This is a genomic window from Weizmannia agrestimuris (assembly GCF_943193165.1).
GTDB lineage: Bacteria > Bacillota > Bacilli > Bacillales > Bacillaceae_C > Weizmannia > Weizmannia faecalis.
The window spans coordinates 1-14,953 of the sequence record NZ_CALPDC010000030.1; the positions used below are offsets into that span (position 1 = coordinate 1).

The window sequence follows — 14,953 nt, forward strand, 5'->3', positions numbered from 1 at the left end:
TAAGGGTGCAAAGCTGTTCGCTGCCATAAACTATGAAACCGGCGAAATTACGCACTATGAAGAAGAAAAAAGTAATTACTTGGCCTATAGACGTTTTGTAGAACTCATTTTAAGTAAATACCCGCAAGGTAAAATTGTAATGGTTTTGGACAACAGCAAAGTGCATCAATCACAATTTATCAAGGATTTCCTGAAAGAAAATCCACGAATGGAATTTGTTTTTCTTCCTAAATACAGCCCTGAGTTGAACCCAGTGGAAGGATTATGGAAGTGGCTAAAGCAAGATGTCGTAAACAACGTCTTTTTCAGCAAATTTTACCAAATTCGCTCCCACGTGGCGGAATTTATGAAACAAGCCAGCCAAAAGAGCCAAGAAGTCATTGACCGGCTGCTTGTTAGATTAGAACTGTCAAAAACTTAAGTTCATCTTATATAGTATCTTTTCTGAACAGTATTTTTTGATTCCGATTTTATTAACGACTACATTTCTGTATCCCAATTTATAATCCAATATGGCATCGTCCGAAAAAGCAATCAAGAAATAAATTGGCAAAAACCAAATTAAGACGATTTGTGCTCCATGCGCTCTGCTTGAGCCTGTCAGGAAAAATGCAAAAGCAGGATCCCACTTATCACCAAACTGGATTTGGTTGATAAGTAATTGTATGATTTCCACACAAGGAATGAATAAAATAAGGAGAAGACAAACCAAACTGAGTTTATTATGTAGTATTCGATAAGAATGACTTTGCAGCATTTGTACCCTCCGCAATTTTCCGTTCAATTAATTTTTTTCTATATCCTTCCTCAAATCTTCTCTTTCTGTAACTTATTTTAATGAAAAAGGACTTTAATAGCAATACTTTTTTGTTAAATATGAATATTATATACATATAATATTTTCTCGGATTTTGGCTTGTAAAATAGGGCAGCTCTGACGGCCTATCAATAGTCTTTTCTCGTGTAATCGCTTCATAAACGTTCAAAATATATACAAACACAAACAGGGAAAAAGGGGATATGATAGAAAGGCAGTTGTTTGTGATATGATTCACAATTAAACATTTTTCATGTTGGAGATGGTGTTTATGTACGAGGCCGTTGAATCTGTTGTTCAAATGGCATTAAATAAGAAAAAATATCTGGAAGAATCCTTGCTTCGTTATGTGACAAAAGCAGCGTTGGCAAGTATGTTCATCGGTTTTGCCATTATAATATGTTACCGTCTTGCTGAGCCGTTTTTTGATGCGAAGTCTCCGGTTACTTCCTTTATGGCTTCAATATTTTTTGGCGCAGCGCTTGTGCTTATTATGTTTGGCGGCGGCGAGCTTTTTACCGGCAATACGATGATGATGACAATGAGCACGGTAAAAAAAGCGACAACTTGGAAAGATGCGCTCACAAACTGGGTGGCAACGTATGCCGGAAATTTGATCGGTGCGGCGATTTTCGCGCTGTTTATCCATTACAGCGGACTCTATGCGGATTCGGATAACAGCCAGTTTTTAATGTCGGTTGTTGGTGGGAAAATTAGCCTGACGACGGCCCAAATGTTTTTCCGTTCGATTCTTTGTAACTGGCTTGTTTGTTTAGGGTTCTGGGTTCCGATAAACGTAAAGGGAGACGGGGCTAAAATCGCTTCGATGATGCTGCTCGTGTTTGGCTTCGTCATTTCAGGCTACGAACACAGCATTGCCAATATGGTGCTGTTCTCGCTGGCACTTGCCGCACCACACCCGGATACCATTACACTCGTGGGCATTTTGCACAACCTTGGTGTGGTAACGCTCGGCAATATGATTGGCGGCGGCGTCTTTGTCGGTGCCATGTACGCCTTCTTAACATCAAAGAAAAAAGAAAAAGTGCCGGTTGCTGTTGTTGACACACACACCGTATCCCCTTTTTCGGCTGAAAAAATCAAGTAATATAAAACGAGCTGCCTGATAGAGGGCAGCTCGTTTTATATCGAAAAACCTGATCCGTTTCATTAGCTTTGAATCAGCTGCAGGAATTGCTTGGTCCGTGCGTTTTTTGGATGATGGAATACTTCTTCCGGTTTGCCTTGCTCCAGGATGACACCGCCATCCATGAAAATCACCTTGTCTGCAACTTCGCGGGCAAACCGCATTTCGTGTGTGACAACGGCCATTGTCATCCCTTCTTCAGCAAGCTCCTTCATCACATTTAGCACGCCGCTCACAAGTTCCGGGTCCAGTGCGGATGTCGGTTCGTCAAACAGCATTACTTCCGGCTCCATCGCAAGCGCCCGCGCAATCCCGGCGCGCTGCTGCTGACCGCCGGAAAGGCTTGCCGGATACGCATCTTTTTTATCAAGCAGGCCTACCTTTTCCAGCAGCATTTCAGCTTTTTTTACTGCATCCTGGCGGTTTTTCCTTTTTACAATGATAGGCCCCTCAATCACATTTTCGAGAACCGTTTTATGCGGGAAAAGATTGTACTGTTGGAAAACCATGCCGGATTTTTGCCGCAAAGCCGCGCGTTCTTTTTTATTGGGATGTTGGGAAAAGTCAACGGATACATCACCGATCTGTACTCTGCCTTGATTTGGGATTTCAAGGGCATTCATACAGCGGAGCAGCGTGGTTTTACCAGAACCGGATGGGCCGATGATGACGATCACTTTCCCTTTTTCAATGGTTAAGTCAATGCCTTTCAGCACTTCAAGGTTGCCGAATTGTTTATGTAACCCTTCTATTCGAATCATACAGGTCCCTCCTTACTTGCTGATGTATTTATCAAAACGGCCTTCCAACTTTTGCTGGATTATTGAGAGAATCAAACAAATCACCCAGTACAAAAAGGCCGCTTCGACATACAGCAGCATAAATTGATAAGTGGTGGAGGCAATTTCCTGGGCTTTACGGAACAGATCGGCCACCAAAATCAAGGAAGCAAGAGACGTATCCTTCACGAGACTGATAAACGTATTAGAAAGTGGCGGTACCGATACGCGGACGGCCTGTGGGAGTACAATTCTTCTCAAAGCCTGTGAATAGTTCATCCCGATCGAATAGGCTGCTTCCCATTGTCCCTTTGGAATCGACAAAATCGCTGCCCTGATAATTTCTGATGCATACGCGCCGACATTGAGCGAAAAGCCGATAATGGCGGCTGGAAAAGAACCAATGGTAATGTGCACAGACGGCAGCCCGTAAAAAATGATAAATAATTGCACAAGCAACGGGGTTCCGCGGATTGCTGAGACATAGATTCGGGCAATCCATTCCAGTATTTTAATACCGGAAATTCGTGCCAGCGCCGTGGCAAGTGCCAGCACAAGACCGATACAGAAAGTGATGATCGTTAATGGAATCGTATAATGCAAAGCTCCCTTCAGCATCGACAGAAGGGAACTTTGCACCAAATGCAGCTGGTTGCTGCTGATAAACGCAAGGTTATTGGGAAACATCTTCACCAAACCATTTCTTTGAAATTTTTGTTAGTGTGCCGTCTTTTTTCATATCTTTTAAAGCATCATTTACTTTGTCTGTCAATTTCCCTGAATGTTTCCGGAACAAAAGAGCGGATTTGCTGGCATCGTTTGCGGTGGCGGCAACTTTAATGGCAGCATTCGGTTTTTGCTTTTTGTAATCCAGATAAGTTAGGGAATCATTGACCGTTGCATCCACACGGTTTGAAGTCAAAAGCTGGATCGCTTGGTTAAAGCCTTCCACACTTACAATATTGGCACCATTTTTCTTGGCAATAGTGGCAAAGTTGCTTGTAAGCGATTGGGCTGATTTTTTGCCTTTTAAATCAGCAAAGGACTTGATGTTCGTATTGTCTTTGCGTACAAGGACAACGGCTTTTGAAATCGTATATGGTGTGGAAAAATCATATTTTTTCTGGCGGTCTGCGCGGATCCCGACTTGGTTTGCGATCATATCAAACCGTTTGGAATTGAGCCCGGCAAACATGGCATCCCACTGGGTTTCTTTAAATTCGGCTTTTAATCCGAGCCGTTTTGCAACTTCTTTTGCAACATCAATATCGTAGCCTGTTAATTTTCCGTTTTTATGGAAAGAAAATGGCGGATATGTTCCTTCTGTCCCGATCAAAAGGACGCCTTTTGATTTGATCTGGCCGTATAAGTCATTGGATTTTGAAGCGTTCTGGTTGTCCGTATTTTTTCCGCATGCCGTTAACGCAAGCAGCAAGCAAAACACGGCCAGCCATTTGATGTATTTTCTCATGTTGTCAACTCCCTTTTTATTATCTTTACAGTCTACAGCTATGCTTTAACCAGCATTTTGTATTGTAAACAAAGGGGTAAAAAATATCCAGAAAAAAGGCTTTGTATAGTAAAATATGGATGAGGGAAAGCGAAAGGTGGTTAACCCAATATGGCAGAAGGATATGTGAAAGTCACGGGAGGGAATGTCTTTTACAAAATAACGGGCACCGGAAGCAAAACGCCGCTTATCGTATTGCACGGCGGGCCTGGTGGGACACATATGCCGTTTTTTGCCCTTGAAGCACTCGGGGATGAACGGCCGGTTGTCTTTTACGACCAGCTCGGTTCCGGAAGATCAGACCACCCGGATGACCCCTTACTCTGGACAATTGACAGATTCACAGAGGAGCTTGCCCGGCTTCGTGAGGCACTTGCATTGGATAAAGTCCACATCCTCGGCCATTCGTGGGGAACAATGCTTGCGGCAAACTATTTGCTGAAGCAGCCGGCAGGGGTAAAAAGCGTTATATTTTCCGGGCCATGCCTGAGCGCTCCACAGTGGAAAGAGGATCAGGATGAACACCGGAAACAGCTGCCGCCCGATGTCCAGGAAATTTTGGCGCGTTCAGAACGCGAGGGGCGGACATCCTCTCCGGAATACAAAGAGGCAATGAAAGTTTTCTATAAAAAATTTGTCAACCGTCTTGAAGAAAAGCCGGCCGTCTTGCAATCGGAATTTGCCCGTCCGAATGAAGAAGTATACTTGACGATGTGGGGGCCGTCAGAATTTTACCCGTCCGGCAATTTGAAAACATTTGACGTAACAGGCCGCCTGCATGAGATCAGGCTGCCTGCCTTATTTACCTGCGGGCGTTACGATGAAGCCAGGCCGGAAACAACGAGGGCCTATAGCCGGCTCATACCGGGGGCAAAATTCCATATGTTTGAAAACAGCTCACACCAGCCGTACCTTGAAGAGCCCCATGAATTTGTGCGGGTGATTCGGGAATTTTTGGCAGGTGTTTGAGCGCACGGTCAGCGGATATTGATGAGCAGATAAAGAAACCAGACGGCGTGATGCTGTTCGTCTTTTGCCGCTTCAAGAAACGCCTGCTTCATGGCAGGGCTATTTGCGGAACGCGCCAATTCTCTGTAAAAATCGACCGTGTTTTGTTCGTCTTTCACGGCAAATTCAAGCCCTCCTTTGTAAGTGGAAGGGCAGGCTTCGCTGATTTGCGGCTGCGGCCTTCTGCCTGTGAGGTTCGTGTAAAACTGCGAAAATGTCTGGAAATGGCGAATCTCATCATCACGGATTTCCATAATGATGTTACGGGCTTCAGCAGACGGGGCTCTCCTTGCGATTTGCTCGTAGCAGGCGATGGCACTATATTCGCCGTTTATTGCCTGGATTAGATTGGCGAGCCATACTGCCTGCTGGTTCCCGGCGTCAGGCTGTGTGTTTCTCAAACCGGCATGATCATCAAACGGATGGACAAACATTGGATTCCCTCCTCACTTTCAACCGGTATATCGTATGATGGGCAAAAGCGGATCGTTCCGATTTTTTCTGATCCATCCAGCGGACAATGTTTAAAAATTTTCCCGAAATGTTTTATAATAGGAATGTCTATGCCAGATTTCCTTCATATTTTTTTAGAAAAGGAGCAAAGAAATGGAAAAAGTACTTGTTTTCGGCCATAAAAACCCGGATACGGATGCGATTTGTTCAGCGATTGCCTATGCAGCGTTAAAAACAAAATTGGGCGTTGACGCGGAGGCGGTCCGGTTAGGAGAATTGAGCAATGAAACGAAATTCGCATTGGAAACATTCCACATGGAAGCGCCGCGCCTCGTTCAAACGGTTGCAAACGAAGTGGAAAATGTCATTCTTGTGGACCATAATGAACGCCAGCAAAGCGCGGACGACATTGACAGCGTGCGGGTCCTTGAAGTCATTGACCACCATCGCATCGCCAATTTTGAAACGAGCGACCCGCTCTATTACCGTGCGGAACCGGTCGGCTGTACAGCAACGATTTTAAATAAACTTTACAAAGAGAATGGGGTTGAAATCAGTAAAGAAATAGCTGGCCTGATGCTTTCTGCGATCATCTCCGACTCGCTTTTGTTTAAATCCCCGACTTGCACGGAAGAAGATGTGAAGGCAGCGAAAGAACTGGCTGAAATTGCCGGTGTGGATGCAGATACATACGGCCTTGAAATGCTGAAAGCCGGCGCGGATTTAAGTGACAAAACGGTGGAACAGCTGATTACACTTGACTCCAAAGAATTTGATATGGCTGGCCATAAAGTGGTGATTGCCCAGGTAAATGCCGTTGATACAAATGACGTGCTCGTGAAACAGGCGGAAATTGAACAGGCGATCCAAGCGCAGATTACAGACAGAGGGCTTGATTTGTTCCTGTTTGTTGTAACGGATATTTTAACAAACGATTCCGTCGCACTTGCACTCGGCAAATCGGCGGATATTGTGGAAAAAGCCTATAATGTCAAGCTGGAAAACAACACGGCCACTTTAAAAGGCGTTGTATCACGGAAAAAACAAATTGTTCCGGTTTTAACCGAATCCTTTCATAGCTGAAAAAACCGGTGCCGACACATGGCACCGGCTTTTTTCATTCCAAGAAACCGGAACAGGGCTTTCAGATACCCGTATGATCCTTGGGTATTGTGCTGCCTTTTCAAATTTTGGCTTGCGGAACCCCGCTGTTTCCGCAACCGGCACCGGTTTTTTCAACGGGGGATCGGAATGCGACTCAGATACCCGTATGATCCTTGGATATTGTGCTGCATTTTCAAATCTTGGCTTGCGGAATCCCCGCTGTTTCCGCAACCGGCACCGTTTTTTCAACCGGGGGACCAGAACGGGACGCAGATATCCATATGTTCCGTATATGGAAGCGGATTGTTTTACAGCTTCGGGAACAGCCCGTGGATGCCGCTTGCGATCATTTGAACCGCCATGACGGCAAGAATCAGCCCCATCAGCCTTGTTATAATGTTAAGGCCGCTTTGCCCGAGCTTAGAGATAATCGAAGATGAATAATAAAACAATACAAAGGTTAAAGCGAGCACAATGGTATAGCCGATTAAAACACTTGCCAGGTTTGGCAGGGAATGGGAAGACGTCTGCGCCATGACGGTTGCGATCGTCCCGGGCCCGGCCAGGATCGGGAGGGCAAGCGGTGTAATAGAGATGTCATCCCGGGCTTCAACTTCTTTCCGCTCATTCGGATGCGGGCTTTGCGATCTTGCATTTTTAGCGTGCAGCAGGCTGTAGGCAATCCCGAAGATTAAGATCCCCCCTGCAACGCGAAACGCATGAATCGTAATCCCGAAGACCTCGAACAATAATTTTCCAAGAAAAAGAAAAACCGTTAGTATGATAAAAGAAACAATGACCGCTTTGCGGGCGGTTTTCCGTTTGTCCTTTAAGGAATATCCACCAGTTAATGAAATGAAGATTGGAATATTCCCGATCGGATTCATCACCGCAAAAAAACCGAGCGAAAGTTTTATAATTTCGCCGAACAATTTCTACACCCCTTTTTGTTTATTTTTTATTGCATTACCCTGTTGGTGGAAAATGTAACAGGGGTAACAGTTTTTTGATGGACGGATCCCCGCGTTTCTTTACAGAAGCGGATGTCTTTAATATAATGTTCATATCTTTTTGATGTATGTAAGAAGCAACGCAGTGTTTCACCCGGAGAGCGGGGGAGAATCCCTGCGTTTTTATTGTGACAATCATTTTTATAGTTGATGATGGCGCGTTTTTAATGGCAGCAATACGCATATTGCCGCTTGTTGCCGTACAAAAAGTCCTCGTCATGCAAATTGGTGGTCGGACTGAATGCAAAAACTTAAGTTCATTTTATATAAATTGTTTGTTTTTGGGGGAGGTGAATCATGGATACGGCCGAATTGAAAAAAGAAGTCATTGCCTTCAGCAAAACGATCGGAATCGACAAAATCGGGTTTGCTTCTCCAGACCCGTTTACGGAGTTGAAGCAGCGCCTGATCCGTCAACAGGAACTCGGCTACCAGTCCGGCTTTGAGGAAAAAGATATTGAAAAAAGGGTGAATCCTTCTTTAATTTTTGATTCGCCCCAGTCGATTATTGCCGTTGCGCTCGCCTACCCGTCCAAAATCAAGAATCCGCCGAAAGGGAAAAAAGGCGCACGCCGCGGGATCTTTTGCCGGGCTTCTTGGGGCGAGGACTATCACACCATCTTAAGGGACAAGCTTTCGAAACTGGAAGATTTTCTTAAAGAAAAAGTGGAAGGGGCCCGCTGCAAATCGATGGTCGATACAGGGGAACTCTCCGACCGGGCGGTAGCCGAGAGGGCCGGCATTGGCTGGAGCGGAAAAAATTGTTCGATCATCACACCGGAATTTGGTTCCTATGTGTACTTAGGCGAGATGATTACCAATATTCCGTTTGAACCGGATACACCTGTTGAGGACCAGTGCGGTGACTGCCGGAAATGCCTAGATGTCTGTCCGACCGGCGCGCTTGTTTCTGCCGGGCAGCTGAATGCCAAACGGTGCATCAGCTTTTTAACGCAGACAAAAGATTACTTGCCGGACGAGTTTAAAGGGAAAATCGGCAATCGCGTGTACGGTTGTGATTCGTGCCAGACAATCTGTCCGAAAAACAAAGGGATTGATTTTCATTTTCATGAGGAAATGGAGCCGGAACCGGAAGCGGCCAAGCCACTTCTGGAACCGATTCTCCGCCTCAGCAACCGCGCGTTTAAAGAACGGTTCGGCCATATGGCAGGATCGTGGCGCGGGAAAAAGCCGATCCAGCGAAACGCGATTATCGCGCTCGCCCATTTTAAGGAAGAAAGCGCAGTACCGGAGCTGATCCGAATTTTGCAGGAAGATCCGCGCCCGGTTATTCGCGGGACGGCAGGCTGGGCGCTTGGGAAAATCGGCGGGGAAGAAGCAAAAGCTGCACTTCTTTCCGCACGCGAACAGGAAGAAGATCCGGATGCCCGCAATGAAATCGAAAAAGGCCTTGCATTTTTCGATTAGACGTCCATCGCAGTGCACGCGGCATCAGCAGGAGAATGAAAATCAGCCGGTGCCTATTTCAGGATAAACTTTGATGCCGCTTCTTTCGTGGATACGGGTAAAAAATCGTCACATGGAACGGTACTGCGTCAAGAAAGCTCTAGGAATGTATCACGTTCCTTGATAACGGCTGCCGCTTTTTTATGTGCCAAAAGCAGCGCCAACGCAAATTTTCAGCAAAACAAAAGAATCTTTGCGTTTTCAAAAAGCACGAAAATATACAGATACTGATTTCCCCCATTTTTTCATCATATAGTGATGAAGAGAGGGGGTTTTCTGATTGAAAGAACAAATCCAGGCACATCTTGAAAACAGGCTTGCTCACTTTACCGGGCGAGGAACAGAGCGGGAATTTGAAGATATTGAACGAAAAAAGACGGGGCTTTCAAATCGGGATGCCCGGATTGTAAAGGTGAAAGCGGAAGCAAAAGTAACCCGGGCTGACCAGGAGGGAAGCCACAGCTTTCTTTATTATACGGTGCATATGCAGTATATGATCAAACAAAAAGCGGCTTTTTACATTGAAGAAGCAGTGGAGGAAAGAAAAGCATCTTTTTACGATGGAAGGCTTTATGAAGACGAGGAACTTGTGCCGGACATTCCGGAATGGCGCGGTCCTCTGCCGGATGATGAGGAGCAGAAAACTGGAGCAGCTGGCGGCGAACGGATCGCATACGTGTATGACCGCATGAAAGCTGTCCAGTATGCGGAAAAGTGGTGGAACCGTTTTAATCCGGCTTACAAATCGTTTACGGATGACTGCACGAACTATATCTCGCAATGCCTTTACGCCGGCGGGGCACCGATGCGCGGATACCCGGACAGGGCACAGGGCTGGTGGATGATGCACAATAACTGGAGTTACAGCTGGACGGTTGCACATTCGTTTAAGACATACCTGCAGTATTCTAAAACCGGTTTGCGCGCAAAGGAAGTTTCGTCACCGCAGGAGCTGAAGTACGGTGACGTCATTTGTATCGATTTCCAGGGGGACGGCCGGTTTGACCATACGCTCATTGTCACGGGTTATGATTATTACGGGATGCCGCTTGTGAATGCCCATACGACCAATAGCCGTAAACGGTACTGGACGTATGAAGACTCTTCCGCCTATACGCCGAATATCAAGTACAAGTTTTTTACCATTGAAGATGATAGTTGAGAAACGTGTTATAATAAGTCCCGAGGTGACAAATGTTGAGCTTGCATGTTGTATTGTACCAGCCGGAAATTCCCGCCAACACAGGCAATATTGCACGCACTTGCGCAGGGACCGGGACAACGCTCCATCTGATCCGCCCGCTCGGTTTTTCAACGGATGATAAAATGTTAAAAAGAGCCGGGCTGGATTATTGGAAGCATGTGAATATCGTCTATTATGATTCACTGGAAGAATTTTTTGAAAAAAATGCGGACGGCGAAGTATACTACATTGAGACGTTTGGCGAAAAGCCGTTTACGGATTTTGATTTCAGCGATCCGGACAAAAATTTATATTTCATGTTCGGCCGGGAAACCTCAGGGCTGCCGAATGACTTGATTGAAAAAAATAAGGACCGCTGCCTGCGTATTCCGATGACAGACAAAGTGCGGTCGCTTAACCTTTCCAATACTGCCGCCATCCTTGTATATGAAGCATTGCGGCAGCAGCAGTATCCAGGATTAAAATGACAAAGGGCCGGGCTGATTCATCGCCCGGCCCTTTCGTTTGCGGAAGCGCCAATGCCGGAAACGGCTTCGGATCATCCGGCCCGTGCTCACGAAAGATCCCGGTGAAAAATCCCTTCCGAATGTTTTAAGCTGCATTTTTTCTAGGCCTTGCCCGCTCAAAGTCCCTGCCACATGCCAGGCTGAATATTTCTCCGGCCTTTCGTGTGTGGAAGCGCCGATGCCGGAAATGGTCGGGATCACCCGGCCTTTTGCCCACGGAAGATCCCCGGTGCAAAAAAATCTTTGAGCAGCATTTTAATACTCCGGCTCTTGCTCGCGGAAGTTTTCCCCTTTGTCTTCGTATCCAGCCGTGAAAATGGCGGACAAGAATGAAATCGCTACCAATATAATAAGGAACGTTTTCACTTCGATATCCTCCCTGTTTTTCCTTCTTTGCCCCTCATTATAGCCCATTTCACTGAAAGATGCACCTATTTTCAATTTTTGAACGTACCTTATCCACCAGAATCTCCCTAAACGAAATTTTTCCTATTCGTTTTTCGCGTTTATCGCTGTCCGTTCGTCCCGAATAAGGTTGTCTCTTTTTATCATGTTCCCTCGCTTGGGGGCATAGATTATATAAACGTCTCTTCAACAAGACTAAGGGGAGGTACGAAATGGATATTCTGAGGAAACTCACAAACTACCGTGAAGAAGAGGAAAAACTGAGATGGGAAGGAACGTTCAGGGAGTATCTTGACTTGCTAAAAGAAAAGCCATGGGTTGCACAATCCGCTCATTCCCGAGTTTACAATATGATTAAGGATGCCGGTGTGGAGGAAGTGGACGGAGTAAAAAAATACCGTTTTTTCAGCCATCAATTATTCGGTTTGGAAGAGGCGCTTGAAAAATTGGTGGAAGAATATTTCCACCCGGCTGCGAAAAGGCTGGATGTCAGAAAACGGATTTTATTGTTGATGGGACCTGTAAGCGGCGGAAAATCGACGCTTGTGACAATGTTAAAACGGGGCCTTGAAGCGTATTCGCGGACTGAACAGGGCGCTGTATTTGCCATCAAAGGCTGCCCAATGCATGAAGATCCGCTTCACTTGATTCCGCAACATTTGCGGGCGGATTTTTACGAGGAATACGGTATCCGGATTGAAGGCAATTTGTCTCCTTTGAATATGCTGCGGCTGGAGGAAGAGTATGGCGGAAGGATTGAAGACGTGCTCGTTGAAAGGATCTTTTTTTCCGAAGACAAGCGGACGGGGATCGGCACGTTCAGCCCGTCGGATCCGAAATCGCAGGATATCGCGGATCTAACCGGCAGCATTGATTTTTCGACCATTGCCGAGTACGGTTCCGAATCGGATCCGCGCGCTTACCGTTTCGACGGCGAACTGAACAAGGCCAACCGCGGCATTATGGAATTTCAGGAAATGCTCAAATGCGATGAGAAATTTCTCTGGCATCTGTTGTCGCTGACGCAGGAAGGAAATTTTAAAGCAGGCCGGTTTGCGCTGATTTCTGCTGATGAATTGATCATCGCGCACACGAATGAGACCGAATACCGCTCTTTTATTGCCAATAAGAAAAACGAAGCTTTGCACTCACGGATTATTGTCATGCCGGTTCCGTATAATTTGCGGGTAACCGAGGAAGAGAAAATTTATGAAAAAATGATCCGGGAAAGCGATGTGGCGGATATTCATATCGCTCCGCATACGCTGAAAGTTGCGGCGATGTTTACCATTTTAACAAGGTTGCGCGAACCGAAGCGGGCGGATATCGATTTGCTTAAGAAAATGCGCTTGTATGACGGGATGGCAGTAGAGGGGTACAATTCACAGGATGTAAAGGAACTGAAAAATGAATACCAGGATGAAGGCATGTTCGGGATTGATCCGCGCTATGTCATCAACCGTATTTCCTCTACAATCATCAAAAAAGAAATGAAATCCATCAATGCCCTCGATGTGCTTCTGTCATTGAAGGAAGGGCTTGACCAGCATCCGTCGATTACCCCGGAATTGAAAGAGAAGTATTTGAATTTCATTTCTTTAGCGCGGAAAGAATACGATGAAATTGCCAAAAAAGAAGTGCAGAAAGCATTTGTATATTCGTATGAAGAATCGGCGAAAACGCTGATGGACAATTATCTCGACAATGTAGAAGCATTCTGCAACAAAGTGAAGCTGCATGATCCTTTAACAGGCGAAGAAATTAATCCGGATGAAAAACTGATGCGGTCGATCGAAGAACAGATCGGCATTTCGGAAAATGCGAAGAAAGCGTTCCGGGAAGAAATCCTCATCCGCATTTCGGCTTATGCGAGAAAAGGGAAACGGTTTGATTATAATTCACACGACCGGCTCCGTGAAGCCATCCAGAAAAAATTGTTTGCGGATTTAAAAGACGTTGTCAAGATTACAACATCCACAAAAACGCCGGATGAACAGCAGTTGAAGAAGATCAATGAAGTGGTGGCGCGTTTAATTGATGATTACGGCTATAATTCCACATCGGCCAATGAACTGCTGCGCTATGTCGGGAGCTTGCTGAACCGGTAATCCGGCAGCCGGAAGCCGGGCGATATCAGCCCGGTTTTTTCCTTATCCGGCTTTAGCCTGTTTCTAAAAGAAAAATGTCAAATATTCTGCCTTATTGCATAAGATAGAGTAATCTTAAATGTGATGATCCAAGTTTTTAAACGCCAAAATAGCATATGTTAGGATATCCGGTATGGTGACGGCGAAATTCTCGGCAAATTTTTCAAAAAAGGGAGGATGAGCATGGAGGATGAGCATGGATAAACAGGATCAGAAGCATTTTGTTCTTTCACAGGAAGACTGGTCGCTCCACCGCAAAGGGCATGATGACCAGGTCCGACATCAGGAAAAGGTCCAGGAAGCCATCCGCAACAATCTGCCCGACTTAATTACGGAAGAAAGCATCATTATGTCAGACGGCCGGGATGTTGTCAAAATACCGATCCGGTCATTGGACGAATATAAAATTCGCTATAATTATGATAAAAATAAACATGTCGGCCAGGGCCAGGGCGATTCCAAAGTCGGCGATATCATTGCACGCGACGGTTCCCCCGAGCAGGGACCGGGTAAAGGCCAGGGAGCAGGCGACCAGCCGGGTGAAGACTATTATGAAGCGGAAGTATCTCTGATGGAAATCGAGGAAGCATTGTTCAGCCAATTGGAACTGCCAAATCTTCAAAGGAAAGAGCGGGATGAGAACACGGTAGAGGCGATTGAATTTAACGATATTCGGAAAACGGGGCTGATGGGCAATATTGATAAAAAACGGACGATGATGTCGGCGTTTAAAAGGAATGCGATGAATGGCAAACCGGCCTTTCACCCGATCGTGCCGGAAGATCTCAAATTCCGCACATGGAATGAAGTGGAAAAACCGGAATCAAAAGCAGTTGTCCTTGCGATGATGGATACAAGTGGAAGTATGGGGATATGGGAAAAGTATATGGCGCGCAGCTTTTTCTTCTGGATGACGCGTTTTTTGCGGACGAAATATGAGACCGTGGAAATTGAATTTATCGCCCACCATACAGAGGCAAAAGTCGTATCGGAGGAAGATTTCTTTTCAAAAGGGGAGTCCGGCGGCACGATCTGTTCATCGGCTTACCGGAAAGCGCTCAGCCTGATCAATGAAAAATATGACCCGTACCGCTTTAATATTTATCCCTTCCATTTCTCGGACGGCGACAACCTGACATCAGACAATGCGCGCTGCGTGAAACTTGTCCAGGAAATTATGAAAGTCTCGAATATGTTCTACTACGGGGAAGTGAACCAGTACAACCGCCATAGCACCCTCATGTCGGCCTATAAAAATATTAAAGATGAGAAATTTAAATATTACGTGCTGAAACAAAAAGCAGATGTTTTCCATGCGATGAAAAGTTTCTTTTCAAAGGAAGCAGACAAAGCTTTGGCATAAGAAGAAAGGGGCTGCACAACGGCTGATGCGGGC

14 protein-coding genes are annotated in these 14,953 nt (G+C 45.8%); 9 read left to right on the forward strand and 5 right to left on the reverse strand.

All coding sequences use genetic code 11. The features are described from left to right. Positions 1-421: IS630 family transposase (locus NFR98_RS11225; RefSeq protein WP_251460164.1), on the forward strand; the 421-nt coding region annotated here is incomplete at its 5' end. 667 nt (positions 422-1,088) lie between these two features. Next, positions 1,089-1,925 (forward strand): formate/nitrite transporter family protein, encoded by an 837-nt coding sequence (locus tag NFR98_RS11230; RefSeq protein ID WP_026683951.1) that lies wholly within the window; start codon positions 1,089-1,091, stop codon positions 1,923-1,925. A 62-nt stretch (positions 1,926-1,987) separates the two neighbouring features. On the opposite strand, the gene NFR98_RS11235 is transcribed toward NFR98_RS11230, so the two are convergent. The 3 genes from NFR98_RS11235 to NFR98_RS11245 are packed head-to-tail and all read right to left on the reverse strand — an operon-like array spanning position 1,988 to position 4,214. Beyond that, on the reverse strand, positions 1,988-2,725 hold the full coding sequence (locus NFR98_RS11235; protein WP_061565103.1) for an amino acid ABC transporter ATP-binding protein: 738 nt from the start codon (positions 2,723-2,725) through the stop codon (positions 1,988-1,990). Positions 2,726-2,737: 12 nt separating this feature from the next. Continuing rightward, the gene (locus NFR98_RS11240) at positions 2,738-3,430 is read right to left on the reverse strand and encodes an amino acid ABC transporter permease (RefSeq protein WP_014097423.1); all 693 of its coding nucleotides are present in this window, start codon (positions 3,428-3,430) and stop codon (positions 2,738-2,740) included. Then, positions 3,417-4,214: an amino acid ABC transporter substrate-binding protein gene (locus NFR98_RS11245; protein WP_014097424.1), complete on the reverse strand. Its 798-nt coding sequence runs from the start codon at positions 4,212-4,214 to the stop codon at positions 3,417-3,419. The genes NFR98_RS11240 and NFR98_RS11245 overlap by 14 nt, the downstream gene beginning before the upstream one ends. Positions 4,215-4,364: 150 nt before the next feature. Here NFR98_RS11245 and NFR98_RS11250 point away from each other — a divergent pair, with 150 nt between their 5' ends. Then, the gene (locus tag NFR98_RS11250) at positions 4,365-5,222 is read left to right on the forward strand and encodes a proline iminopeptidase-family hydrolase (protein ID WP_014097425.1); all 858 of its coding nucleotides are present in this window, start codon (positions 4,365-4,367) and stop codon (positions 5,220-5,222) included. An 8-nt stretch (positions 5,223-5,230) separates the two neighbouring features. Here the strand turns inward: NFR98_RS11250 and NFR98_RS11255 are convergent, their stop codons facing one another. Then, positions 5,231-5,695, reverse strand: coding sequence for a ferritin-like domain-containing protein (locus NFR98_RS11255; RefSeq protein ID WP_035189494.1), 465 nt, complete (start codon positions 5,693-5,695; stop codon positions 5,231-5,233). A gap of 172 nt (positions 5,696-5,867) precedes the next feature. Between NFR98_RS11255 and NFR98_RS11260 the strand changes: the two genes are divergently transcribed. Continuing rightward, a complete protein-coding gene (locus tag NFR98_RS11260) occupies positions 5,868-6,797 on the forward strand; it encodes a manganese-dependent inorganic pyrophosphatase (RefSeq protein ID WP_017551344.1) in 930 nt (309 codons plus the stop codon). 329 nt (positions 6,798-7,126) lie between these two features. On the opposite strand, the gene NFR98_RS11265 is transcribed toward NFR98_RS11260, so the two are convergent. Beyond that, a complete protein-coding gene (locus NFR98_RS11265; protein ID WP_014097428.1) occupies positions 7,127-7,750 on the reverse strand; it encodes a MarC family protein in 624 nt (207 codons plus the stop codon). A gap of 375 nt (positions 7,751-8,125) precedes the next feature. Here NFR98_RS11265 and queG point away from each other — a divergent pair, with 375 nt between their 5' ends. The 5 genes from queG to yhbH all read left to right on the forward strand — a co-directional run bounded on the left by queG (position 8,126) and on the right by yhbH (position 14,920). After that, complete coding sequence (queG, locus tag NFR98_RS11270) at positions 8,126-9,256, forward strand: tRNA epoxyqueuosine(34) reductase QueG (protein WP_014097429.1); 1,131 nt, start codon at positions 8,126-8,128, stop codon at positions 9,254-9,256. Positions 9,257-9,575: 319 nt separating this feature from the next. After that, positions 9,576-10,457, forward strand: coding sequence for an amidase domain-containing protein (locus NFR98_RS11275; protein ID WP_251460165.1), 882 nt, complete (start codon positions 9,576-9,578; stop codon positions 10,455-10,457). Positions 10,458-10,492: 35 nt separating this feature from the next. Next, the gene (gene trmL / locus NFR98_RS11280) at positions 10,493-10,966 is read left to right on the forward strand and encodes a tRNA (uridine(34)/cytosine(34)/5-carboxymethylaminomethyluridine(34)-2'-O)-methyltransferase TrmL (protein WP_026683962.1); all 474 of its coding nucleotides are present in this window, start codon (positions 10,493-10,495) and stop codon (positions 10,964-10,966) included. Positions 10,967-11,622: 656 nt separating this feature from the next. After that, positions 11,623-13,518 carry a PrkA family serine protein kinase gene (locus tag NFR98_RS11285; protein WP_014097432.1) on the forward strand — a complete coding sequence of 632 codons (1,896 nt, stop codon included), beginning with the start codon at positions 11,623-11,625 and terminating at the stop codon, positions 13,516-13,518. A gap of 235 nt (positions 13,519-13,753) precedes the next feature. Continuing rightward, on the forward strand, positions 13,754-14,920 hold the full coding sequence (gene yhbH / locus NFR98_RS11290) for a sporulation protein YhbH (protein ID WP_014097433.1): 1,167 nt from the start codon (positions 13,754-13,756) through the stop codon (positions 14,918-14,920). The last annotated feature ends 33 nt before the right edge of the window (positions 14,921-14,953 follow it).

Coding starts and splice junctions, on each gene's coding strand:
- queG (WP_014097429.1), top strand. CDS start 8,126: ATGGATACGGCCGAATTGAAAAAAGAAGTCATTGCCTTCAGCAAAACG.
- NFR98_RS11250 (WP_014097425.1), top strand. CDS start 4,365: ATGGCAGAAGGATATGTGAAAGTCACGGGAGGGAATGTCTTTTACAAA.
- NFR98_RS11255 (WP_035189494.1), bottom strand. CDS start 5,695: ATGTTTGTCCATCCGTTTGATGATCATGCCGGTTTGAGAAACACACAG.
- NFR98_RS11285 (WP_014097432.1), top strand. CDS start 11,623: ATGGATATTCTGAGGAAACTCACAAACTACCGTGAAGAAGAGGAAAAA.
- NFR98_RS11245 (WP_014097424.1), bottom strand. CDS start 4,214: ATGAGAAAATACATCAAATGGCTGGCCGTGTTTTGCTTGCTGCTTGCG.
- NFR98_RS11240 (WP_014097423.1), bottom strand. CDS start 3,430: ATGTTTCCCAATAACCTTGCGTTTATCAGCAGCAACCAGCTGCATTTG.
- NFR98_RS11235 (WP_061565103.1), bottom strand. CDS start 2,725: ATGATTCGAATAGAAGGGTTACATAAACAATTCGGCAACCTTGAAGTG.
- NFR98_RS11260 (WP_017551344.1), top strand. CDS start 5,868: ATGGAAAAAGTACTTGTTTTCGGCCATAAAAACCCGGATACGGATGCG.
- NFR98_RS11230 (WP_026683951.1), top strand. CDS start 1,089: ATGTACGAGGCCGTTGAATCTGTTGTTCAAATGGCATTAAATAAGAAA.
- yhbH (WP_014097433.1), top strand. CDS start 13,754: ATGGATAAACAGGATCAGAAGCATTTTGTTCTTTCACAGGAAGACTGG.